This is a genomic window from Bradyrhizobium sp. SZCCHNR1098, assembly GCF_032489375.1.
In the GTDB taxonomy this organism is placed as follows: Bacteria; Pseudomonadota; Alphaproteobacteria; order Rhizobiales; family Xanthobacteraceae; genus Bradyrhizobium.
The window spans coordinates 20,913-41,076 of sequence record NZ_JAUEXY010000004.1; the positions used below are offsets into that span (position 1 = coordinate 20,913).

At 64.9% G+C, this 20,164-nt stretch carries 23 protein-coding genes and 1 tRNA gene; 5 read left to right on the top strand and 19 right to left on the bottom strand.

Annotation, left to right across the window (positions count from 1 at the left end; all coding sequences use genetic code 11):
• Positions 1-5: 5 nt before the first annotated feature.
• From QX135_RS10475 to QX135_RS10495, 5 genes are all read right to left on the bottom strand, one after another.
• The gene (locus QX135_RS10475; protein WP_316179643.1) at positions 6-1,973 is read right to left on the bottom strand and encodes a methyl-accepting chemotaxis protein; all 1,968 of its coding nucleotides are present in this window, start codon (positions 1,971-1,973) and stop codon (positions 6-8) included.
• 259 nt (positions 1,974-2,232) lie between these two features.
• A complete protein-coding gene (locus tag QX135_RS10480; protein WP_316179641.1) occupies positions 2,233-2,574 on the bottom strand; it encodes a rhodanese-like domain-containing protein in 342 nt (113 codons plus the stop codon).
• Between the two features lie 49 nt (positions 2,575-2,623).
• The gene (locus QX135_RS10485; RefSeq protein WP_316179639.1) at positions 2,624-3,181 is read right to left on the bottom strand and encodes a YeeE/YedE thiosulfate transporter family protein; all 558 of its coding nucleotides are present in this window, start codon (positions 3,179-3,181) and stop codon (positions 2,624-2,626) included.
• A gap of 10 nt (positions 3,182-3,191) precedes the next feature.
• Positions 3,192-3,734: a YeeE/YedE thiosulfate transporter family protein gene (locus tag QX135_RS10490; RefSeq protein ID WP_315756100.1), complete on the bottom strand. Its 543-nt coding sequence runs from the start codon at positions 3,732-3,734 to the stop codon at positions 3,192-3,194.
• A gap of 447 nt (positions 3,735-4,181) precedes the next feature.
• Positions 4,182-5,870, bottom strand: coding sequence for a methyl-accepting chemotaxis protein (locus tag QX135_RS10495; protein WP_316179638.1), 1,689 nt, complete (start codon positions 5,868-5,870; stop codon positions 4,182-4,184).
• Positions 5,871-6,005: 135 nt separating this feature from the next.
• On the opposite strand from QX135_RS10495, the gene QX135_RS10500 reads away from it, so the two are divergent.
• Positions 6,006-6,134 carry a hypothetical protein gene (locus tag QX135_RS10500; protein WP_316160749.1) on the top strand — a complete coding sequence of 43 codons (129 nt, stop codon included), beginning with the start codon at positions 6,006-6,008 and terminating at the stop codon, positions 6,132-6,134.
• A gap of 155 nt (positions 6,135-6,289) precedes the next feature.
• On the opposite strand, the gene QX135_RS10505 is transcribed toward QX135_RS10500, so the two are convergent.
• From QX135_RS10505 to QX135_RS10560, 12 genes are all read right to left on the bottom strand, one after another.
• Positions 6,290-7,390, bottom strand: coding sequence for a YeeE/YedE family protein (locus QX135_RS10505; protein ID WP_315783131.1), 1,101 nt, complete (start codon positions 7,388-7,390; stop codon positions 6,290-6,292).
• Between the two features lie 68 nt (positions 7,391-7,458).
• Complete coding sequence (locus tag QX135_RS10510) at positions 7,459-7,899, bottom strand: DsrE family protein (RefSeq protein WP_409997641.1); 441 nt, start codon at positions 7,897-7,899, stop codon at positions 7,459-7,461.
• A gap of 8 nt (positions 7,900-7,907) precedes the next feature.
• Positions 7,908-8,810, bottom strand: a complete 903-nt coding sequence (locus tag QX135_RS10515; RefSeq protein ID WP_315783129.1) for an alpha/beta hydrolase — start codon at positions 8,808-8,810, stop codon at positions 7,908-7,910.
• Between the two features lie 11 nt (positions 8,811-8,821).
• Positions 8,822-9,256, bottom strand: a complete 435-nt coding sequence (locus QX135_RS10520) for a hypothetical protein (RefSeq protein WP_315718331.1) — start codon at positions 9,254-9,256, stop codon at positions 8,822-8,824.
• A 26-nt stretch (positions 9,257-9,282) separates the two neighbouring features.
• On the bottom strand, positions 9,283-10,041 hold the full coding sequence (locus QX135_RS10525; RefSeq protein ID WP_315778329.1) for a cytochrome c: 759 nt from the start codon (positions 10,039-10,041) through the stop codon (positions 9,283-9,285).
• On the bottom strand, positions 9,980-11,263 hold the full coding sequence (soxC, locus tag QX135_RS10530; RefSeq protein WP_316179635.1) for a sulfite dehydrogenase: 1,284 nt from the start codon (positions 11,261-11,263) through the stop codon (positions 9,980-9,982). The genes QX135_RS10525 and soxC overlap by 62 nt, the downstream gene beginning before the upstream one ends.
• A 5-nt stretch (positions 11,264-11,268) precedes the next feature.
• Complete coding sequence (gene soxB / locus QX135_RS10535) at positions 11,269-12,963, bottom strand: thiosulfohydrolase SoxB (RefSeq protein ID WP_316179632.1); 1,695 nt, start codon at positions 12,961-12,963, stop codon at positions 11,269-11,271.
• 24 nt (positions 12,964-12,987) lie between these two features.
• A complete protein-coding gene (gene soxA / locus QX135_RS10540) occupies positions 12,988-13,812 on the bottom strand; it encodes a sulfur oxidation c-type cytochrome SoxA (RefSeq protein WP_315755997.1) in 825 nt (274 codons plus the stop codon).
• A gap of 33 nt (positions 13,813-13,845) precedes the next feature.
• Complete coding sequence (gene soxZ / locus QX135_RS10545; protein ID WP_315718309.1) at positions 13,846-14,172, bottom strand: thiosulfate oxidation carrier complex protein SoxZ; 327 nt, start codon at positions 14,170-14,172, stop codon at positions 13,846-13,848.
• 18 nt (positions 14,173-14,190) lie between these two features.
• Positions 14,191-14,643: a thiosulfate oxidation carrier protein SoxY gene (gene soxY / locus QX135_RS10550; protein WP_315718310.1), complete on the bottom strand. Its 453-nt coding sequence runs from the start codon at positions 14,641-14,643 to the stop codon at positions 14,191-14,193.
• 20 nt (positions 14,644-14,663) lie between these two features.
• Positions 14,664-15,107 (bottom strand): sulfur oxidation c-type cytochrome SoxX, encoded by a 444-nt coding sequence (gene soxX / locus QX135_RS10555; RefSeq protein ID WP_316179629.1) that lies wholly within the window; start codon positions 15,105-15,107, stop codon positions 14,664-14,666.
• Between the two features lie 129 nt (positions 15,108-15,236).
• Positions 15,237-15,824 (bottom strand): thioredoxin family protein, encoded by a 588-nt coding sequence (locus QX135_RS10560; RefSeq protein WP_315736270.1) that lies wholly within the window; start codon positions 15,822-15,824, stop codon positions 15,237-15,239.
• 94 nt (positions 15,825-15,918) lie between these two features.
• On the opposite strand from QX135_RS10560, the gene QX135_RS10565 reads away from it, so the two are divergent.
• Positions 15,919-16,635: a hypothetical protein gene (locus QX135_RS10565; RefSeq protein ID WP_315736269.1), complete on the top strand. Its 717-nt coding sequence runs from the start codon at positions 15,919-15,921 to the stop codon at positions 16,633-16,635.
• Here QX135_RS10565 and QX135_RS10570 read toward each other — a convergent pair whose 3' ends face one another.
• Positions 16,636-17,370, bottom strand: coding sequence for a cytochrome c biogenesis CcdA family protein (locus tag QX135_RS10570; RefSeq protein ID WP_315736268.1), 735 nt, complete (start codon positions 17,368-17,370; stop codon positions 16,636-16,638).
• A 121-nt stretch (positions 17,371-17,491) separates the two neighbouring features.
• On the opposite strand from QX135_RS10570, the gene QX135_RS10575 reads away from it, so the two are divergent.
• From QX135_RS10575 to QX135_RS10585, 3 genes are all read left to right on the top strand, one after another.
• The gene (locus QX135_RS10575) at positions 17,492-17,881 is read left to right on the top strand and encodes a thioredoxin (protein WP_315737028.1); all 390 of its coding nucleotides are present in this window, start codon (positions 17,492-17,494) and stop codon (positions 17,879-17,881) included.
• A gap of 24 nt (positions 17,882-17,905) precedes the next feature.
• Positions 17,906-18,256, top strand: coding sequence for a metalloregulator ArsR/SmtB family transcription factor (locus tag QX135_RS10580; RefSeq protein WP_315755991.1), 351 nt, complete (start codon positions 17,906-17,908; stop codon positions 18,254-18,256).
• Between the two features lie 121 nt (positions 18,257-18,377).
• Entirely contained in the window at positions 18,378-19,463 is a 1,086-nt protein-coding gene (locus QX135_RS10585; RefSeq protein WP_315736267.1) for a YeeE/YedE family protein, read from the top strand.
• Positions 19,464-19,766: 303 nt separating this feature from the next.
• Here the strand turns inward: QX135_RS10585 and QX135_RS10590 are convergent.
• A tRNA-Met gene (locus tag QX135_RS10590) sits at positions 19,767-19,843 on the bottom strand.
• Positions 19,844-20,164 lie beyond the last annotated feature (321 nt).

Here is a 20,164-nt window from a genome sequence, read left to right on the forward strand (position 1 = left end):
ACCGGTCAGGCCGCTCTGATATGGGCCAGGAACTGGTTGACCTCGCTGCGCAGCCGGGTCGACTGCTGCGCGAGCTCGCCGGCCGCCGACAGCACCTCGTTGGCGGCGTGGCCGGTCTGCACGACCCCGGACGTGACGCCCGCGATGTTGCGCGTGACGTCCTGGGTCTTGCCGGCGACGACGTTCACATTGCCGGCGATCTCGCGGGTCGCGGCGTCCTGCTGCGCGATCGATGAGGCGATGATGGTCGATATCTCGTCGACCTCCTGGATCGTGGTGCAGATCATACCGATGCTCTGGACCGCGGCGGCGGTTTCGGCCTGAACCGCGGCGATCTGTGCACCAATCTCTTCGGTCGCCTTGGCCGTCTGGGTCGCCAGTGTCTTGACCTCGCTGGCGACGACGGCGAATCCCCTGCCCGACTCGCCGGCGCGCGCGGCCTCGATCGTCGCATTCAGCGCCAGCAGATTGGTCTGGCTGGCGATCTGGTTGATGAGTGCGACGACCTCGCTGATCTTGCTGGCGGCAACGTTGAGCCGCTGCACCTTGTCGTTGGATTGCTGCCCTTCGTCCGCGGCCTTGCGAACCACGGACGATGCACGCTCGAGCGTCTTGCTGATCTCGTTCATCGAGGATGACAGCTCTTCGGCCGCCGAGGCAACGGTGTTGACATTATCCGATGCGGAGCCGCACGCCTGCGACACCGTCAGGGCCTGCTGCTTCGATTGATCGATCGTCACCGACATCGAACGGGCGGTCGCCTCCATTTCAATGGCCGCAGCCGACACTGCGTCGACGACGCCGCGGACGCTGGCCTCGAAGCCATCGGCCACCTCCATCAGCACGCGGCGCCGGTCCTCCTCGGCACGAGCCTGGGCCTTCTCCTGCTCCGCCTGCAGATCCCTCATCCGGATGGCGTTGTCCCTGAAGACCGAAACGGCGCGCGCCATCTGTCCGACCTCGTCCTTGCGCCAGTCGGCCGGGACGCGAACGTCCAGGTTGCCATCGGCGAGCTCGCGCATGGCGCTCGTCATCTGGACGATCGGGCGGGAGATGCTGCGCGCGATCAACAGCCCGGCGAGCGCGATCAGCACGAGGCCGGCCAGCGTCATCCCGATCGCCAACGCCCCGGCGCGATTGCGGGCCTGGATAAACTCGCTGTTGTCCATGATGATTTCGACGGCCCCGATCGGCTTGCCGGAGAAATCCTTGATCGGGCCCAGCAGCGCGACGACCGGAATACCCTTGAGCTGTCCTTGGCGCGACAGGAAGCTGCCGGCCGATGCCTCCCGATAGTCGCCGCTTGCGAAGAAGGAGGTCTCCCCGATCGTCGTCGCGAACAGCTTGAAGCCGGTGTCGCCAGCCAGGCGGAACGCAACCTCGACATTTCGGCTGCGCTTGAACTCGTCGAAGAAGTTTTGGCCAAAGGTCAGGCCGAACTCGACCGAGCCCAGATGTTTGCCGGCGGAAACGATCGGTACGACGCCGCGCAGGCCGAGGCCGGCAACGCCGCCCTCCAGCCCGACGATCGGCTTGCGATCGGTGTTGGCGGCCACCACCGTCTTGCGGAATCCCGACAGATCGTCGCCGAACTTGGCGGGCTGGTGCACCCGCAGGAAGGACATCGCCGGCGGCGTGTGAAACTGAAACTGGTCGACGCCGTAATCGGATTTCAGGCTGGCCATGCCCGCGCCGAACAGCCGCATCAAGGCGTCGCGGTCGTTCTGCGCCATGGCGTCCTGGACCGCGGGGATCTTGGCAACCACCGCGCTCATCGCTTCCGCGCGGGTCGACTCCAGCTGCAGGCGCGAATTGAAGGCGTCATATTGGGCGTGGAGCTCGCGCTCATTGGCGCGGTCGATGATACCGCCGATGATCCACATGGCGACCAGCAGCACGAAGAGGGCCGTCGCGGCCGCGCCGATCACCAGAGAAAGGGTGATCCGGGTTCTCAAGCCAACAAGCTTCAACATGCAATCCTCGAACGTCGACCGGTGTTCGAGTATTGCAGCGCTGCAACTAATTATTCCTGAACGAGTCAACCAATGGACTGGACCAACAACAAATTAGCTGCTGCGGGCGAGAACGGCTATCGAAGCTTTCCGCCGCACACTTTGCTCTTAACCTGCCGCAACCCACGCGCTGGTTGCGGGTCACTTCATCTCAACCAGAACAGATCCGTTCGGACCGTCCTGACAGAGCAGAACGTCCGATCTGTCGGACAGGGCGCGTTCAGGCGACAGGACCGCCGCGCGCCCGCCAGCGGCTCATGCCGCCGGCATAATGGCGGATATCCTGCCGCCCCGCCGACAGCGCCCGCCGCAGCGCGGTGGCCGAGCGGCCGCCGGCCTGACAGATCAGAACCACCGGCTTGTCGTGCACGAGGTCGCCCGGGTCGAAACGCGACAGCGGGTGATTGACGGCGCCGGGAATGTGTCCGCCCTTGAACTCATGCGGCTCGCGCACGTCGACGATGACGCAGCTCCGCTGCTGATGCGCCCGCACCAGCTCGTCATGCTCGATCGCCGGCACGCTGGTCGATCCGGTGAGCTTGCTGAACAGTTCTGATAGCATGGGAGGAACCTCTCACTGATTGACATAGGGGGCACTCGGGCGACTCCGCCTACCGCTGTGTCCGCTTCGCCTTGGCCTCGGACGCTTCGACCCAGAAGAAGAACGCACCTGCGCCGATGGCGAGCGCGGCGAACCAGACGCCATCCGGCACGCCGGTGATGTCGGGCAGCCGCACCTTGCCGAGCGCCCAAACATTCAGGACGTGAGCCTTCACCCAGTCGAAGCTCAGCGCATAAAGGATCGCGCCGACGATCATGCCGAAAGCGCCGACTGCGGCATGCACGCTGCCGCTGGCGATGGCGCCGAGCGCGGTGCCCGGGCAGTAGCCGTAGACCACCATGCCGACGCCGAACAGCGCCGCGCCGAGCGCGACCGCGAGCATGTTGGCGTCCTTGACGTAATATTTGGTGTTGCCGGTATCAACCAGCAGCAGCACGCCGATGCCGCCGACCACGATCGCCGTGCCCATCACCTTCAGCACGGTGAAGTCGCGCAGCCGGAACTGGTTCTCGATCACGTTGCAGCTCGTGACCTTGCCCTGCTGCAGCAGATAGCCGAACACGGCGCCCATCAGCAGCGGGCCGGCGATGCTCATCAATGACGTCATGGCCATTCTCCTATGCTTTGCGGAACATGACGCGCGACGCCAGAAGGCCGGTCGCGAACATCACGGCGAGGAACAGCCAGCTCGACAGCGCCAATTGCAGACCGCCGGAGATGCCGTGTCCGCTGGTGCAACCGCCGGCCAGACGCGCGCCATACATGATGACGATGCCGCCGAGAAACGCGGCCACGAAGCGCTTGACCACAGACGGGCCAAAGCGCTCCTTCCAGACCTCCGGTACCAGTTCGAGGCGCCACGTGCCGGAGATGATCGCCGACAGGAATGCGCCGAACGGAATGCCGACCAGGAACCAGACGCCATAGTCCCATTTCAACGGCATCGACTTCCAATAGCTGTTGGCGGCGACGGCGTCGGATCCGATCACCGGAGCGGCAAACAGCGATGCGATGCGCGAAAACGCCGTCGTGACGCCGAGCGGGTCGCCGAACCCGGCAAAGGCCACCCAGCTGAGGACGCCGATGCCGGCGCCGACCAGATAGGGCGACCAGTCGATGCGCTTGGACTTGCCCAGATCCTTGACCATGACATCGTTCATCATTGCCACGACGGGTCCTCCCTGCTGACGCGGCCCAGCGCCGCGACCGACTTACGTTACTATATGCATATATTCGAATTTCTGCAATTGTAATTCAGCCGATGCCGACAGGTGAGGTGAAAAGGCGGGGCTCTGCGGCAGCCTGACTGCGAGGAAACAGCGGCACTGACGAACTCGGGGACGGCAGCCCCAAGCAAGCCGCGGCGGAGCATGATCCGCCGCGACCCCACGCTCTGTTCATGTCGGCGCGGGCCTCGCAAGCCCATCGTCACCAGGCGACTCGGTCACGCAGCTTGCCGCGGCCGCGCGAAAGATCCTCGAGATGAGGCTCGCAGGCCACCGCAGAAGCGATGGCAGCGTGGCCGGCGCACCTGTCAGCACACCCGACGCGGGCCGGCCGAAATGGCGGCGAGATCGGATCTGCGCGGCTCTCAGTCGCTACGAACCCTAGGCGGCTCTCACGCCGGCGATGAACTTCTTCACTTCCATGCTCAGTCTGGCACTGTCGTCGGCCAGCGATTTCGCGGCGGACAGAACCTGGGAAGCCGCGGTTCCGGTATCGACGGCGCCGCGCTGCACATCCGCAACGTTGGCTGAGACCTGCTGCGTTCCCGCCGCCGCGTGCTGGACGTTGCGCGAGATCTCCTGCGTGGCAGCGCCCTGCTGCTCCACGGCCGATGCGATCGTCGACGAAATCTCCTGCAGTTTCTCGATGGTGATGCTGATGTCGCGGATCGCACCGACCGATTGCTGGGTGGCGGACTGGATGCCGGAGATCTGCTGGCCGATCTCGCCGGTGGCCTTCGCCGTCTGCTCGGCAAGCGCCTTGACCTCGGATGCGACCACGGCAAATCCGCGGCCGGCTTCGCCGGCGCGCGCGGCCTCGATCGTTGCATTCAGCGCGAGCAGGTTGGTCTGTCCGGCAATCGTATTGATCAGCTCGACGACGTCGCCGATGCGGGCAGCGGACTTCGAAAGCTCGCTGACCTGTTCATTGGTCTTGCGGGCCTGCGCCACCGCCTCATTGGCCATCTGGGCCGAATCCTGGACTTGCCTGCTGATCTCGTTGACGGACGCGGAGAGCTCCTCGGTCGCAGATGCCACCGACTGCACATTTGCGCAGGCTTCCTCGGAAGCCGCGGTGACGGACGTGGCCAGGTTCTGTGCACGGCTCGCCGTGTTGCTGAGCCCGCCGGCGTGACCTTCCAAAGTGCTCGATGCCGTGGACACGGTGTCGACGATCTCGCCGACCACGGCCTCGAAGCGGCCAGTGATCTCGTCGAGCCGCCGGCCGCGTTCCAGTTTCACCTCTGCCTCTCTCGAAGCGATATCGTCGGCTTGCTTCTTCGCAATCAAGGCGGTCTTGAAGACCTCCAGGGCGTCGGCCATCATGCCTACTTCGGTCTTCTGGCCGCGATAGGGGATCTCCGTCGCCAGGTTGCCCTCACCGAGCGCCTGCATCGGCCTGATGATGGAAGCGATGCACCGGGAAATATCGCGAACGAACCAGCTTCCGACGCCGATGCCGGCGAGAACGGCAAGGACGATGACCGTCGACATCAATGCAAATGCCTCGGCATAGCCATCCGCGGCGATCTTCGTCTCGGCGTCGGCGCCACGATTGTTGAGGTCAATCAGCTTTCGAAGATATTCGTCCGACTGATTGGCGACGCCCCGGACCGTCTTGTTGAACAGATCGCTTGCCTGCTTGGTCGCATTGCCGTTCCCTGCGCGCAGCACCTCGAGCACACCATCGGCAGCCTTGACATATTGCTCCCAGCCCCGCGACCAGCTCTCGAACAGGCTGCGCTCCTCGGAAGACGAGATCATCGCCTCATAGGAGCGGCGCGCCGTCGCAATGACGGCGAGCGTTGCCTTCATGTTGCGGTCGAGATTGTCCTTCTCCTCAGTCGTATCAGCCGTCATGTAGGCTCGGAGCTGCGCCCGATTGAGATTGATCGCCGAACGCAACTCGCCGAGCACGCGCACGCTCGGCAGCCAGTTCTTGGCGATCTGTTCGGTATGCGTGTTGATTGTCTGCATGCCGCGGACGGCCAGCAATCCGACGATGGTCATCGCCAGCAGCAGCAGCGCAATGACGGCCGCCATTTTTGCTCGAATGGAGAGTTGCGACATCTCGCGTGCCTTTCGTAGTCCCGGCGATTCGTATCGGTCCGCCGCATGATTGCGCCGTACCCCTCGCGACGGTAACACTCGACCTTCGCAAATTGGTTAACGAGCGGGATCTCGAGACTGGGATCTACCAACGTCATGTTCGGGCGCGATGGTCCGAATGCCCTGTTCGGCGCGCATCTCCTGTGGTCGACCCGCGGACTACGCGATCTGCGCTCCGGCGTGAACGACGCAAAGACACGTGTCTTCGGGTTCGATCCGATCTGATCAGACAATGTTTTTGTCAAAGGCTTGGAGTGCGCCGACACGCCAGGCGTCGACGAGCCTGTGACAGACAGGTCCCGGAGATTCATGGATGCTGCTCTTTGACGCTGCATTTTCAATGCCGCTCAGCAGAAGCAGGCTCGCTTCCGCAAGATGTCTCATGAAGGCATGACGGAGGGCGACTGAACCGGGCTCTGCGCCGGCTTGGCGGCGAACAGCCAGCGGTCGACGACAAAATCGGTGACGGCCGCACCCAACCACATGCCACCGAGCACGATCCACGCTGTGAGCGCAAACACCGATGCCCCCGTCACGCCGGCGCCGACGGCGCAGCCGCCCGCCAGCATGGCGCCGAATCCCATCAGGACGGCGCCGATCATGTAGCGGCGCATGCCGCGCCCATCCGAGAAGCCTTCGAGATTGAGTTCGCGCGCCAGCGCGGCCGCAACGAACGAGCCGATGAACACGCCCGGAATGATGCCGAGATCGAAGCCCGGCTTCAGCTGCGGGCTGGCGAGCACCTGCATCAGCAGTTCCGCCGAAGGACCGCTGAATGTGAGGCTCTTCAGCGGCACCGGCGAGAACGAGGCCTGGCCGAGCTGATAGGTGAGGAGCCAGCCCCCGGCGACCGCCGCACCCGCGGCCACCGCCGCGCGCAGGATCTTCGGGCCGACCTGAAACTTCGACACGGCGGCGAGCCCGGCCAGGAACCACAGCATGCCGAAGCCGAGCTTCTCGGGCGTGCCACCGCCGAACAGGCTCATGATGTCGCGCGACGGTCCGCCGTCGACGAGCCAAAGATTGGTGAGCCACTCGCGTGCCGGCGCGAGCAGGCCGCGATAGGCGGACTGCGCCGTCACCGCGAAGATCAGGCCGGACAGCAGCGCCCGCAAATTGCCGTTGGCCGAGAGCACCAGCAGACGGCTGGCACAGCCGCGCGCCAGGATCATGCCGCAGCCGAACAGGGTGCCGCCGATCATCGCGCCGGAAATGCTGCCCTGCTGCGCCAGCTGGCGCGCTTCGGAGACGTCGAGCAGGCCCATCGCCACCAGTGCCTGGGTGCCCAGCAGCGCCGAGGCGAAGGTGAGGAGCCATACCGCCAGCCGCGGACCGCCCTGCCCGCGCGCGAACTCGACCGTGGCCGCCCGCAGGCAGAAGCGGCTGCGCTGGGCGAAGAAGCCGAACGCGCCGCCGGCCGCGAGCCCGCAAAGCAGCGACACCAGCTCCTCACCCAGAAGGTCGATCAATGCGGTGAGCACAGGCGCTCCCGTCGTTCAGGCCTGCCGCTCAACATACCGGGCGGCATCGGCAAGGACGCATGCGCCCGTCACGGGCGCAGATAGGCGTATCCACTCTGCTGCAGCTCGGTGAGACGCACGACGCCGCCCTTCTCCGCCACCGCGAAGCCTGGCAAGAGATCGTCGAGCTTCACGCCTTGCGCCTTCATGGTGTTGGCACAGGCCTCGAAGCCGACGCCGGCCTTCATGAGGCGCTCGGCCAGAGCCGAGATGGTCTGGTCGGCCGAAATCGCATGAAAGGCCCGCAAGCCCGGACCGTGGATCACCAGGCGAATGTCTGCGCGTCCAGGTCCTCCGGTGCCATCGACGTGATTCTGGAGGTTGCCGAGAACGAACAGGGCGCGGTCCTGATCGGCGAGATGATAGGCGACGCGCTGGCGCGGAGACTCCGTCGCCGCGCGTGCGCGGCTGACACCGAAGATTCCAAACACACTGGCAAGACCAGCTTGCATCAAAGATCGACGTTCCATGGTGACTCCTAACGCGTGGCTGCAATGAATCCTGCGATGCGATCAGCGGCATCCTCGGCGGCGAGATCGCGAAAGAAGTGATCTGCGTCGTCAATCGTCTCCAATCGGACACGGCTGCCGGCGCGTGACGCCAGCGGCGCGAACGACGCTGCCACGTCCGGTACCGTCTTGTCTTGCGCTGCCGCAAGCACCAGAACCGGCAGGCTCACGTCGGCGATCAGCGCCGCCGTATCCTGGCGCCGGTCGGCGCGATAGAATGCTGCGAATGCGCGCGCCGTCACCTTGGCATCGCGGCAATAGATGAAGCCCGGCACCGACATCCAATCACCGCCGCGCCCGGCGGCGATCGCGGCCTCAGCCTTGTCGAGCAGCGGCGCCAATCGCTGACCGTAGCTCTCCGCATAGGCGTCTCTCAAGCCGGTCTCGATGCTCGCCGTCGCCGGCGCCAGCAGGATCACACCGTCGATCGCGGCCTTGGGATTGGCGACCAGATAGCGCGCGAGCTGATTGGCGCCGCGCGAATGTCCGAGCACGAAGACGTGCGACGAGGTCTCGCGCGCTTCGCTCAGCCAGGCGGCGATCTCGGCGATCGCATCGTCAGGCGCATAGTCATGGGGCTTGGCGCAATCGTACATGCCGGTGCGGCGATCGAGGCCGAGCACGAGATTGTGCGCGAGCGAGGCGATGCCCCGCTCGGCCAACGCCTTGGACAGACCCTGGATGGTCTCCATGTCCTTGTGCGCGAGCGTGCCGTGCGTCATCAGCACCAGCGGCACATCCGGTCCCGACTGCGCCGGCAGCCGGAGCGTGCCGAGCGCCGTACGCCCGCCGATCGCGAGCTCGCGCGGCTCCTCGGCCGCGAAGGCGATCGACGCAATGAACGAGAGGACGAGAGCCAGCCACCACCGCATCGCAAATTCCTTCAGGGACGCACGATCGTCCAGTTCTTCTCGGACAGCTCCAGCAGGGTCGCGACCCCGGTCTTGACGACAGTGACGCCGTCGAGCAGAGGCGGCTGCCGTCCCTCCTTGCTCGCGAGCGTCTCCAAGGTGTTGCCGCAGGCGATGAAGCTCACATTGGGCATCGACTTGGCGAAGCCGAGCACCCGCTCCTTCACCGGCGAGCGGTCGGCCAGCAACATGTCGAGGCCGCCATTGAAGGCGACGATCACGATCTCGACCTCCGCGCCCTCGCCCGAATAGTGGCGGGAGACATTCGCGGCCACGTCGAGCACCGCACGCATCTTGGCCGGATCCTCGTCGCTGATCTGCAACGCGAGCCTGTGTGGCTCGGCTGCAGTGGCGATGGACGCAACCCCGCTTCCGGCCAGGGCGACGGATGCGGCCGCCAACAGCATCTGGCGGCGGCTGCATCCGGCAATCCTCACTCGACGCCTCGCGGCTTGCCGTCCTTGTCTTCCGGCGTGACGTCGACCGCTGTCGCGCGTCCGGTGATCTTGACCGGCGCGATGCAGTTCTTCATGCACGGATCCTTCTGCCAGAACGCCTTCTCGCTCGTGCTCCGGTCATCCATGATGAACCCGCCCTCGTTCGGCATCTTGATCGTGGCGAGATTGCTGTTGCTCAACTCGAAGTTCTGATCGGTGATCACGTCGTTCAGATAGAGCACATAGGCAACCAGCGCGTAGTACTCGTCGACCTTCAGCGACTGCGGGCTGCCGAACGGCATCGCGTGGCGGACGTAGTCGAACAGCGTCGAGGCGTAGGGCCAGTAGGAGCCGACCGTCTTGACCGGATTGTCTGATGTCAGCGATCCCTTGCCGCCGGCGAGCACCGGCCAGCGGCCGGCACCCTCGCCGAATTCGCCATGGCAGCTGGCGCAATTGTCCATGAACAGCTTCTCGCCCTGGGCGACGGTGCCCTTGCCGACTGGCAGCCCCTGCCCGTCCGGACGCACGTCGATGTCCCAGCCGCGGATCTCCTCGGCGCTCGGCGCGCGGCCGATGTTGAAGCGCTGCGGCGGCTTGGCCTCGGTTTTGGCCTCGGTCTTCTCGCTCGGACCGCCGGCGAATGCCACCGAGCCCGCAAGTGTTGCCAGCGCCGCAGCGGCAATGATGAGCTTAGGCGACCTCGACATTCTCGACCTCACCGTTTGCCTGCACGTGCCAGGTCTGGATGCCATTGTTGTGATAGATGGAGTTGTAGCCGCGGACCTTGCGCAGCTCGGCCTTGGACGGCTGGACGTAGCCGGTCTCGTCCTGCACCCGCGACTGCAGCAGCAGCGGCTCGCCGTTCCAGTCGAACTCGTAGTAGAAGCGGGTCAGCGCCTTGTCGAGCACCGGGCCGTCGATCCGCGCCGGCCACCAGTTGCGACCGCCATCGAGCGACACGTCGACGCGCCTGACCTTGCCGTTGCCCGACCACGCCAGTCCCGAGACGATCGTAAAGCCCTTGCCATGCTTGATCGGCGCCTGCGGGCTCGGGCTGGTGATCACCGACTTGGCATCCATCGCCCAGGTGAAGCGCCGCGCCTTGCCATTCGGCAAAAGGTCCGTGTACTTCGAGGTTTCCTCGCGGGTGTGCCAGGGCTGGTCGCCGACCTTGATGCGGCGCAGCCATTTGACCCAGAGATTGCCCTGCCATCCCGGCACGACCAGGCGCATCGGATAGCCCTGCTCGGGATACAGCGCCTCGCCATTCATCTTGTAGGCGATGATGCAGTCGTCGAGCGCCTTCTCGATCGGCAGGCTGCGATCCATCGACGCGGAGTCGGCGCCCTCCACCAACAGCCATTTGCCGTTGGTCTTGACGCCGGCCTCCTCCAGCAGGGTGCGCAGCGAGACGCCGGTATATTGCACGCAGTGGATCATGCCATGCGTGAACTGGCAGCCATTGAGCTGGGCGCCGCGCCACTCCATGCCGGAATTGGCGGCGCATTCCATGAAGTGGATGCGGTTGACGCGCGGGTAGCGCTTGAGCTCGTCGAGCGTCAGCAGCAGCGGTCGCTCGACCAGGCCATGGATCATCAACCGGTGATCGGCCGGATCGACGTCGGCCACACCGCCGTGATGGCGTTCGAAGCACAGCCCGTTCGGCGTGATGATGCCTTCGAGCTCATGCAGCGGCGTGAAGCTGACCGAGGATTCGCGCGAAGCCGTCAGCCATTCGACGTCGCGGCGGACGACGTCCTTCTCGAACTTCGACGGCTTGCCGTAGGGGCGCACAGCGACGCCCTCGCCGAGGGTGCGCGTCCATTCCGGCACGTTCGGCGGCTGGTTGGCGGGATTGCCGGCGCCGGCACGCGCCTGCGAGGCCAGCGCCGTGGCGGCAAGACCGCCTGCCGCAGTCAGGAAACCACGGCGCGACGCGCGTGGGGCTGAGGAAAGTAGTTTGTCCTTGGACATCGTCGTCACACTCCGGAGACTTTGACGGCCCGGTTGGGCTCGAGACGAACGGTTTTCTGACGCTGCAGATAGCTCGACACGACCTCCCAGATCGGCGGTCCCTGGGTGCCCTCGTTGACGCTGGCCCATCCAGCGACCTGATACTCGCGCGACGGATCGATCGCCGCGCCGGTCTTGATCAGGCGCATGTCGGAGATCCGCTGCCCCTGCGGCTTGTTGACGTCGATGGCGTAGGACATGCCGCCGATGCGGACCATGTCGCCGCCCTGCTGGTAGTAGGGGTCGACGTTGAACAGGTTGTCGGCGACGTCCTCGATGATCTCCTTCAGCCGCGTGCCGGTCATGCCCATGCGATAGACGGCCGGATAGGTGATCGCGGTGGCGTTGGTGACGTCCTCGAAGGTGATGTCCTGGCCCGGCATCACGCTGGTGCCCCAGCGGAAGCCCGGCGACAGCGCGATCTCCGCATCGCGCTCCTGCAGCAGCGCCTGGCAGATGAGGTCATCGAACGTGCCGTTGAAATTGCCGCGGCGATACAGCAGCGTCTCGGTCCGGCCCAGCGGGCGGGCGAGATCGGCGGCAAACGGCTTGCGCACCTCGGCGATCTTGGCCGCCATCGCCGGATCGGGCGTGATCACGTCGGAGAACAGCGGGATCAGCTTGTAACGATAGCCCTTCACCTCGCCGTCCTTGACGTCGAGATCGAGCCGCGAGACGAACTTGCCGGAGGAGCCCGACGCGATCAGCAGCGTCTTGCCGACCTTCACGGCCTCGGGCAGCGCATCATGGGTGTGACCCGTGAGAATGACGTCGAGACCCTTGACGCGGCTGGCCAGCTTGCGGTCGACGTCGAAGCCGTTGTGTGACAGCAGCACCACGAGGCCGGCGCCGTCCTTGCGCGCCTTGTCGACCTGGGTCTGAACATCCTCCTCGCGCACGCCGAACGACCAGTTCGGAATCATCCAGCGGGGATTGGCGACCGGCGTATACGGGAAGGCCTGGCCGAGCACCGCGATCTTGACGCCGCCGCGCTCGATCATCGCCGAGGCTTCGAACGCCGGCTCGTTCCATTCGGTGTCGCGGATGTTGAGGCCGAGGAACGGAAAGCCGAGACCATCGACCGCCTGCTTGACGCGCTCGGTGCCGTAGGTGAACTCCCAATGCCCCGTCATCGCATCCGGCTTCAGCAGCGCCATGCAGTCGATCATGTCCTGGCCGCGGGTCTTCAGCGACGACCATGATCCCTGCCAAGTATCACCGCCATCGAGCAGCACGACCTTGTCGCCGCGCTCGGCGCGGATGGCCTTGATGACGGTGGCGGCGCGGTCGAGCCCGCCGATCCGCCCGTAGGTCTTGGCGAGCGCCTCGAAATCCTCCGAGGTCAGCGCATAGGCCGACGACGAGCCCGGCGCGATGCCGAAGCGGGTGAGGAAATCCTTGCCGGTGACATGCGGCGGCTGGCCCTTGGCGTCGCCGACGCCGAGATTGGTCGACGGCTCGCGGAAATACAGCGGCATCAGCTGGCCGTGGATGTCGGTGACATGCACCAAGGTGACGTTGCCGACCGGATCGAACGCCAGCAGCTCCTTCTCGGTCAGCTTCTGCTGAGCAAAGGCGCGGGTCGCACCCGCAAGACCGGAGCCACCCGTCAAGGCAGCCGCCGCCAATGCGACCTGAACGAATTCGCGACGCGATATCATGATGTATCTTCCTTGTGTCCGCGGCTAGTTGCGGACCGACGGTGTCTCGACGGGCAGCCCGATGCCGCGCCAGGCGACGTAGACTTCGAGCGCGAGGAACTCGTCCGACAGCGGCTTGTAGGGCACGCCGCGAACGTCGAACATGCAGCCCTCGAACCGTTCATGCAGCGGGATCAGGCGCTGATCGCGCAGCCGGTAGGTCGGAAAGCCGTTGGTCTGGCCTTGGCTCAGAAAATCGGCGCGCATGAACTTGCCGTTGTTCTTCTCGTGGCAGGACGCGCAGGCAAGATCGAGCTGCCCGACCCGCGTATAGTAGATCTCCTTGCCCTTCTCGAACCATGGCGACATCGGACCGTCGGTCTTCACCGCCACCGGCATGCCGCGCGACTGGTAGCGGACGAACGCCGTCATGTCCGTCAGTTCCTTCGACTTGAAGGCCCAGGGCTGCGCCTTCATGTGCTCGGTGCGGCAGATGTTGATCTGCTGCTCGAGATTGACCGGCTTGTTGAGCTTATCGCTCCATTTGGGCATGGCGGCGCCGACGCCCTTCATCGTCTTTTCCGCCTCGCCATGGCAGCTCATGCACGACTTGCCTTCGCTGCCGTCGACCGTCTTCCAGACGTCGGCGGCCCGCTCCACCGCGAGGAAGCCGGGATTCTCCAGGTCGTCATCCTGGAGCGCGCGCGTTTCCTTGGTGCGGAACTGATAGCCCGAGATGATGGTCTTGAAGACGTGACCGGGAGGCGCCGGAATGCCCTTCCGTTCGGCCTCCTGGCCGAACGTCGCGGCTGCCGACAGAGCCAGCGCGGCCGAAGCCAGGACGGCGAGAGAACCGTAGCGAATGGACATCCGTCACTCCTCCTAGCGATCACACGCGGCCGATCAGGCCTTCAACGCGATCTTCTCTTCGGCCGTCACGACTGAGCCATCATCGTCCGTCCAGGCGAACTTGAACGTGCCTTCCTCGTCGATCCTTGCGTCGAACTGGATGTACGGGTTGGCCGAGATCGCCGGCTCCAGCGCGCAGGAGAACACCGGCTTGCCGTTGAACTCGCAGGTAAACTTGTTGATGATCTTGCGTGGGATCGGCTTGCCCTGCGCATCCTTGCGCTGACCCGATTCCATCAGATGCGAGACCAGCGTCTTGATCTGGATGATCTCGCCCTTCTTGGCTTCCTTCGGAAGCTTGATGCGCGGCTTGTCTGCCATGTTCGTCTCTCCCCTGTCTCAGCCGCCGCAGCCGCCGATGGTGACCTTGACGGTCTTGCGCTCCGTGAAGAGCGAGCCGTCGCTCATCTTCGCGACCGCGATCACGTTCTGGGTCTGCGCCAGACGGATGCGGATCGACGCCTCGGCCTTGCCGGACATCGGCGTGAACATCAGCGTGGCGACGCCGGCGTTCGGATTGCCGTCGGCCACGAACAGCACTTCCTTGACGTAGTTCTCGGCGGTCATCGGGCTTTCGACCGAGAGCGCGAGCGGCACCGTGTTGCCGTTCTCGGCGATCTCAGGCAGATCGAGCGTGATCTTGCCCTTGGCCGCTTCCTTGCCGCCGGTGAACTTCTTGATCATCTCGGCCGCGTCGTTGCTCGGCTCGGCGTTGGCGGCCATCGGCAGCACCGTCAGGGCGACGAAACCGCCGCCGAGAAGGAACGCCTGTCGTCTGTTGATTGCGCCCATGCATCATCCTCCAGAGGCGGTTATTTCAATGTTTCGAGAAAGGCGACGACGTCCTCGACCTGCGCGGCGGTGAGAACGGATTTGCCGACGAACTCAGGCCTGACGCGATTGAGTCCGTCGTTCTTGTAGAAGGCGGGCATCACCGTATCGGTGAAGATGCGCTTGGGATCGGCGACGATCAGGCGCAACTGCGCCGTGTTGTAGCGGGTCACGACGCCGTCGAGCGACGGACCGAACTCGCCGTGAAACTCTTCCGACTTCAGCGACGACACCTGATGGCAGGCGAGACAATTGCCCAGCGTCCGCGTCAAGAACACTTTCTTGCCGGCATCGGCATTGCCGGGCGCGCCCGTCAACGATTTCGGAATGGCATAGTCGACGACATCGAGCCTGATCGGCTCGTCACCTCGCGCGGCTGCCGACAGCAACACGCAGAGCAAGGCGGCCGGAATCAAACGGCGCATGTTTCCACCCTGACCGACGAGGCGTCCCCTCGCCTTACGATGACACGACGGACTTACGATCCATCATATTCAAGAATTATGATTTGATAATGTGATTGGTGTCAAGCGTATTTCGATGCCGCAGTGCACTCAACCCTTGGTCGAAGCGAGATAGTCGCGGAATGTGCCGCGCTCATAGGCCTTGTCGCGCACGAAGCGGAACATTGCGAGGAAATGCGGCGGCTTGAGATAGCCCGGCGCGCGAGCCACCTCGCGCGCGAGCGGCTCCTTCGCAGAGACGCCCTCGGCCGATGGCGGAAAGAACTGGAACGTCGGCGTGAAGCGGATCGCGTAACGCTCGGCGAGCTCCTTCTCGGTGAACTCCTTGCCGTCGAAGTCGATCACCTTGCGCGCGCCGAGCAGGTTGAGCTGCAGCACTTCGAAATTGGCACGGATGTAGTCCGTGATCCCTTGGTCGGCAAAGTTCACCAGATGAGTCTCGCGGCAATACGGGCAGCCGCGCAGCTCCCACATGATCGCAAGCCGCTTGCCTTCCGACGCCGCGCTTTCGAGATCCTCGCGCAGATCCAGGAAGCTGTTGAGAAACCAGGACTGGTGATAGAGCCCGTCGTCGCCGAGCGCCGCGTCGGCCTGCGCCGGCGCTGACGCCAGGCCGACGGCCGCCGCAGGCAGCAGCGCAACCAGATCGCGCCGCGTCATCGTCCGGTTCGTCGTCATCAGCCTGCTCGCGCGCTTTGCCAAGTCCACTTTGCCAAGTCCACGGAATTTCGATACATGATATTCGAATAACAGAATGTGAAAAGGACATTCGATGCTGCGCCGCGTCATCATGCTGTCGCTCGTGCTGTCATGCCTCACGCATGGCGTCCGTGGGCACGCCGAAGAGAACGCGGACGTTGCTGCCTTCATGCGCTCGGCGATGGCCAGCCTGCGCACAGCCGCGAGCTATGGCCGCACCGGCAATGTGGGTCTGGCGCAGATCGAGCTCGACGACGCCCGGATCGCCTGGGCCAGGCTCAGCCGGCTCGCCGAGCGCTCCAATGCGCCCTATTCGGCCAAATCCTTTGCAGAGCTGATCGCCACCGGAAACGATCGCCTGAAGCAGGCGGACGAAGCGCTGACCGCAGGTGACGGCGCGCGCGCTGCGGCGGCCATTGCCGCGTTGCGCCGGTCGCTTCACGCCCTGAGGCAGGACGCCGGCGTGGTCGAGCTCAGCGATTGCGTGTTCGAGCTGTCGCCCGTCATGGACGCGTTGCGCAACGCAGCTGCGCGGTTCGCAGCGGGCAAGGCCGAGCCTGGCGAGGTCGTCCAGGCCGGCACAGCGCTGCGCGACCGACTGCAACGCTGCAACGGCCTCGCCGCGCCCGATGTGGCGCGCCAGGCCGAATTCCGCCGCCTGATCGACGGCGCCACGACGAGCGCCGGCGAAATCGGCCGCGCTGCGCGCGAGAGCGACGCCGGCCTGGTGCATCGCTATGAGATCGAGCTGCAGTCCTTCGTCAATCTATTGGACTTCCGCTTCGGCTGATCAGCCGATGGTGGCGAGCGACGGAAAGCGCTCGAAGATCCATTCCGACATCCGCGGGATCACGCCGGCGAGAAAGGCCGCGCCGGTCAGGACGAGAAAGCCGCCCATCGTCTTCTCGACCAGGGGGAGATGCGGCTTGATGCTCTTGAGCATGGTCATGAACTGCCCCGTGAAGGCCGCGGCGATCAGGAACGGGATGCCGGTCCCGACCGAGTAGGCGGCGAGCAGCAGCGCGCCCTTGCCGACCGTCGCCTCCGCGCCGGCCATCATCAGCACGGCGGCAAGGACCGGCCCCGCACACGGCGTCCAGCCGAAGGCGAAGGCAAGTCCCATCACGAACGCACCGAGCAGACCGGCCGGCTTGCTTCCGACGTCGATCGTCGCGCTCCGGTACAGCAGCGGAATCCGGAGCACCCCGAGGAAATGCAGCCCCATCGTGATGATGACGAGGCCAGCGAGGATGCCGAGCTGGCTGAGATGGCCGGCGATGAACCGCCCGAACACCGAGGCGGTGGCACCAAGACCGACGAACACCAGCGAAAAACCGCCGACGAAGCACAGCGCCGTCAGCACCGTCCGCCGCCGCTGGGCCATGCTGGTTTCGCCGATCGCGTCGGCCGCCGAGACACCGGCCATGTAGCACAGGAACGGCGGGACCAGCGGCAGAATGCACGGTGACAGAAACGACAACAGACCCGCGGCCAGCGCGGCGCCCAGCGTGACGTCGAGATCCATCTTTCCTCCCGGTCGGCCAGCGCCGCGTGCCCGGCCTGCCGGGCAGGATTCGGAAATCGCGCACTAGTACATATTCGAATTTAATGATAGATTGACCGACAAGTCCAGAGAGGATCTCGGCATGTCCAGCAGAAGTGCATCGCGCGGATTCGCAACGCTCGCAGGGGCGGTGGTGACCGGCATTTGCCTCTCGGCCCCGGCGTTCGCCTCCGAGCTCGTGATGTTCGAACGTCCGGGCTGCGGCTGGTGCGCCCGCTTCAACGCAGAAATCGGTCCGATCTACGACAAGACCGACGAAGGGCGCGCGCTGCCGCTGCGACGGGTCGACCTTGCCAAGCCGCTGCCGACGGATCTTTCCGGCATCGATCCGGGAGCGTTCACCCCGACCTTCGTGGTGGTCGAGCAGGGCCGCGAGATCGGACGCATCCGCGGTTATCCCGGCGATGCCTTCTTCTTTGGGCTGCTCGGCCGCATAATGAATGCTACAAGCGGGGCTCCGGCCCGCTCCTGACGCCAACCGAGGGATTCAGAATTCATGCCGCTGCCGAAGTTGAAGGACATCGAAACCTCTGCCGAGCTCGAGCAGATGATCGAGAAGGCGCGGGAAGCCAGCGAGATGCTGAAGGCGCTGTCCCACGAGTCCCGGCTTTTGCTGCTCTGCATCCTCGCCGAAGGCGAAAAATCCGTCACCGAACTCGAGCAGTTCCTGGGCGAGCGGCAGTCGACCGTCTCGCAGCAGCTCGCCCGTCTCAGGCTCGACCGGCTGGTCACGACGCGGCGCGACGGCAAGACGATCTACTACAGCCTTGCGAGCGAAGATGTCCGCAAGATCCTGACGGCGATCTACGACGTCTATTGCGAGCCGGTCCGCAAGCGCCGCCGCTGACAGGTTGGCCCTCGCGGTCTCGGGCTTCGCATCGGCGCGCCCTGTAGCGGCGCGAGAGGTCTGGCGTCCCCGCCGTTCCTGGCGCACAATGCCGGGAAGCCAACGAGGATGTCGGAGAGGAATGCTCAGCCCATCAGCACTGACGTTCATGTGTGGGCTGCTCGCGGGCGCCGTTCTCGGCGTCGCCGGTCGCGCCGGCCGCTTCTGTACGCTCGCGATGCTGGAGGACGCGTTCTTCGGCGCCGATACCCGACGACTCAAATCCTTCGCGCTGGCGGCCGCGGTCGCGCTGGTCGCAACCCAGTTGCTCGCCAGCTTCGGCCTGATCGACCTGTCGCGCTCGATCTACTTGACGTCGTCCATTCCGCTCGGCGGCGCCATCCTCGGCGGCCTGTCGTTCGGCATCGGGATGGCCCTGGTCGGCACCTGCGGCTTCGGGACGCTGGTCCGTATCGGCGGCGGTGATCTGCGCGCCATCGTCGTGTTTCTGGTGCTGGGCGTGTCAGCCCTGGCCGCGATGCGCGGGCTCACGGGATTCCTGCGCATCTCGCTGATCGAGCCGCTCTCCATACGCCTGCCCGAAACGATGACCCAGGGCATGGATATGCTGCTGTCGCCCGCACTTGGCTCATATGCGCGGCCGGCAACCGTTTCCGTCGCAGCGGTCGCGCTCGCGGCCTGGGCATTGGCCGACGGGCGCCTCGTGAGATCGCCGCGCCTGCTGCTCTCCGGCCTCGCCGTAGGCTGTGCGGTGGCGTTCGGCTGGTTCGCTACCAGCTGGCTCGGCAATGACGATTTCGATCCGGCGCGCGTGGCATCCCTGACCTTCGTTGCCCCGCTCGGCAATACCGTGCTCTACATCGCCACGCTGTCCGGCAGCCGGGCCGACTTTGCGATCGGCTCCGTCGCCGGCGTGATCCTGGGCTCGTTCGTCGCGGCAATGTTTTCGCGCGTCTTCCGCTGGGAAGCCTGCGATGACGCGCGCGAGCTGAAGCGTCACATGACCGGCGCGCTGCTGATGGGCACCGGCGGCATCATGTCGATGGGCTGCACCATCGGACAGGGCCTGTCGGCATTCTCGACGCTGGCGGTCTCGGCGCCGCTGACGATGCTGGCGATCACCTGCGGCGCACGGCTCGGCCTCGAATACACCATGACCGGAGAATGGCGCCCCGCCGTGCGCAATCTGTTGCGTCTGACATCGTGACGGTGGCTGCGCTCTCGCAATGCGCAAGCTTGCCCCCACGCCAGGGCAATGGCGTTGTACCGCAGGCAGACGGATTGTGGATTTCGCCGTTGCCTCAATACTTCAGTTCAACGCGAGCTTCGCAGATTGTCTGCCGGCTCACATGGTCGTGTGCCCGCCGTCCTGGTGATCATTCCCGGATCTTCCGATGCCACGCTTCATGGGGAGACGGTACTGTCCTCAGCTGCACAGCAGCTCACAGGGAGGAAGCGGCACAAACCAAAACTCCCGCAGCCTCATCGGCTACGGGAGTTTCGGTCTCAATGGTTGCGGGGATAGGATTTGAACCTATGACCTTCAGGTTATGAGCCTGACGAGCTACCGGGCTGCTCCACCCCGCGTTAACTTGTGCGTCACCTTCAGAGAAGCACGGGGCGGTCCTGGCAGACGCCTGAGGCGCTGCCGATCCATCCCAAAGGCTTCCTGAGAAGGCTTGAGCCCGCCGGCCGGGTCGGCCATCGGGTGCGGGCGGTATGTACCAATGCGAGGCCGGTTTGGAAAGGGCTTTCCGCAAGTTTTTTTGCCGGATTGTGACACCGCCTGCTACGAGCCTCGTTGCTCGAATTACATCGATAATCCAATCTCTTATGAGATCGGCCTGTTTGCCCGCCAGCATGAGGCGCACGGCCCAGGCTGGGAACAACGACAAAGTTCCTCGAAGG